The sequence below is a fragment of the Sandarakinorhabdus sp. genome, from assembly GCF_032115815.1.
Taxonomy (GTDB): domain Bacteria; phylum Pseudomonadota; class Alphaproteobacteria; order Sphingomonadales; family Sphingomonadaceae; genus Sandarakinorhabdus.
On record NZ_JAUMBI010000030.1, the window covers coordinates 1 to 2,276 of the forward strand.

The 2,276-nt window shown below is 67.3% G+C and carries 4 protein-coding genes; 1 reads left to right on the forward strand and 3 read right to left on the reverse strand.

The window, feature by feature from the left end; all coding sequences use genetic code 11:
- Positions 1 to 487, forward strand: a 487-nt coding sequence (locus RT662_RS01520; protein ID WP_313668561.1) for a glutathione S-transferase family protein, incomplete at its 5' end; no start/stop codon positions are given.
- Positions 488 to 505: 18 nt separating this feature from the next.
- Here RT662_RS01520 and RT662_RS01525 read toward each other — a convergent pair.
- The 3 genes from RT662_RS01525 to RT662_RS01535 all read right to left on the reverse strand — a co-directional run.
- On the reverse strand, positions 506 to 1,174 hold the full coding sequence (locus tag RT662_RS01525; RefSeq protein ID WP_313668563.1) for a hypothetical protein: 669 nt from the start codon (positions 1,172 to 1,174) through the stop codon (positions 506 to 508).
- Positions 1,174 to 1,959, reverse strand: a complete 786-nt coding sequence (locus tag RT662_RS01530) for a TPM domain-containing protein (RefSeq protein WP_313668565.1) — start codon at positions 1,957 to 1,959, stop codon at positions 1,174 to 1,176. Before RT662_RS01530 ends, RT662_RS01525 begins: the two co-directional genes overlap by 1 nt.
- A 25-nt stretch (positions 1,960 to 1,984) precedes the next feature.
- Positions 1,985 to 2,276 (reverse strand): LemA family protein (locus RT662_RS01535; protein ID WP_313668566.1); only part of this gene is annotated, 292 nt, incomplete at its 5' end.

Here is a 2,276-nt window from a genome sequence, read left to right on the forward strand (position 1 = left end):
CATCAAGAAGGTGCCCGGCGGCGGCACCCCGGCCCTGGAGCTGGACGATGGCCGCATCATCAGCGAAATCACCGTGATCGCCGAATATCTGGAAGAGATTCACCCCACGCCCGCGATCATCGGCACCACCGCCGAAGAACGCGCCGAAACCCGCAAATGGGTGCGCATCATCGATCTGGGCTATTGCGAGACGATGGCCAACGGCTTCCGCGCCACCGAAGGCCGGCCAATGTTCGAACCGCGCTTCCCGATCGCTTCGCAAGCTGCCGGCGCGGAACTGAAGGCCATCGCGGCCAAGAAGCTCCAGTGGCTCGATGCGCTGATGAGTGGCGATTTCGTCTGCGGTGATCGCTTCACGCTGGCCGATATCCTGCTGTTCGGCTTCATCGAGTTTGGCGCGCAAGTGGGCCAGCCACTGCCCGACGGCCTGACCTGGCTGCCGGCTTGGCACAAGCGCGTGGCCGCCCGGCCCTCTGCCGCCGCCTGAGGAACGCCGCCCGGCGCGTCAGATCTCGATCAGCGCGTCGGGCAGTTCGTTCACATCGCCGGCCTGCACCGGCAGATGCGCGGCCAGCACGGCGCCGGCGCGTCCGATCGCCGTCACCAGGCCATCGGCAGCGCGGCCGGCCTTGATGCCCGCAACCAGCGCCGCGATGGTCTCGGCCCAATCGTCGGCCGCCACCCGCGTGAACACGGCTTCATCGGCAATCACCTCGGCCACATGTTCGGCCTCATCAAGATAGAGCAGCACGCCGGTGCGGCCTTGCGTGGCGGTGAGGCCGCGCGCCCGGAACTGCATCATGGCGGCATGGTGCACCCGGTCCCGCCGCAACCCGCGCGGGGTGAGCACCCGGTCCAGCTTGAGGCCGGCCACCAGCGCCAGCGTGGCGACAAACAGCAGCGCCTGCACGGCGGCAAAGCCTTCGATGCCGTGGGTTTCCCGCGTAGCGGCGTCAATCGTGTCCCAATCGGGGAACAGCAATGATGGCGTCCACCCGGCCAGCACCGCCAGGAACGGCAAGGTGAAGGCCGCCAGCACCGCCGTTGCCAGCATGGTGGCGGCATAACGGTGGGCGCGGGTGTTGATGATCACCACAATCTCGCCGGCCGTGTTGGTTTCGGCCTGCGCGATGGCCGCGGCGATGCGGGCGCGATCCTTATCGTTGAACAGCATCACCAATCCCCCGAAGCGCCGCCGCCGCCAAAGCTGCCGCCGCCGCCCGAAAAGCCGCCGAAACCGCCACCGCCACCACCGCCGCTCCAGTTGCCGCCGATACCAGGGCCCCAGACAATCACCGGCCCGCTGCGCCGGCCGCGCGAACCGCGACGAGAGGCGATGACGACCCACACGATGATGATGATCAGCCAGACCAGCGCGCCCCAGCCGGGGCTGTCGCCTTGGTCGGCGCTCGCCGCCTTGGCCTTCGCGGCAAAGGCGGCCTGTTCCTCCGGCGGCAGTTGCAGCAGCGCGATCAGTTGATCGGCACCGGCTGCCACGCCGCCGCCGATGTCGCCGGCCTTGAAGCGCGGAACAATCGCCTGCCGGATGATGCGGCTGGACACCGCGTCGGTCAGCACGCCTTCCAGGCCATAGCCAACCTCGATGCGCAACTTGCGCTGCGCCGGCGCGATCAGCAGGATGGCGCCATTGTTGGTGCCTTTCTGGCCGATGCCCCAGGCCCGGCCCAGCTGATAGCCATATTCGTCGATCTCATAGCCTTGCAGATCGGGCACGGTCGCCACCACCAGCTGGGTGCCGGTCGTGTCTTCCAGCGCCTTCAGCTTCGCCTCCAGCGCTGCCGCCGTCTCGGCCGGCAACACGCCGGCCGCATCGTTCACGCGGCCGGTGAGTTTCGGAAATGTCGGCTCAGCCGCCGCCGGCAGCGCCGCGAACAGCGCCCACAGTGCCGCCAGCAGCAGGGCCAAGGCCGGCAGATTCGTCCGGCGCAATGCCATCATGTCTGCGTCTCCCCGAATGGGGGTTTCAGAACTTCACCTCGGGCGCCTTGTCGGCATTCACCGTCGTGGCCTTGAACGGCGCAATCGGCTCGGCGCCATAAACCACCTTGGCGGTGATCAGCGACGGGAAGGTGCGGATTTCGGTGTTATAATCCTGCACGGCCATGTTGTAATCGCGGCGCGCCACGGTGATGCGGTTCTCGGTGCCTTCCAGCTGGCTTTGCAACTGCAGGAACAGCTCGTTGGATTTCAGCTCCGGATATTTTTCCACGGTGACCAGCAATCGGCCCAGCGACTGGCCGAGCGCACCCTGCGCC

Coding starts and splice junctions, on each gene's coding strand:
- RT662_RS01525 (WP_313668563.1), bottom strand. CDS start 1,174: ATGCTGTTCAACGATAAGGATCGCGCCCGCATCGCCGCGGCCATCGCG.
- RT662_RS01530 (WP_313668565.1), bottom strand. CDS start 1,959: ATGATGGCATTGCGCCGGACGAATCTGCCGGCCTTGGCCCTGCTGCTG.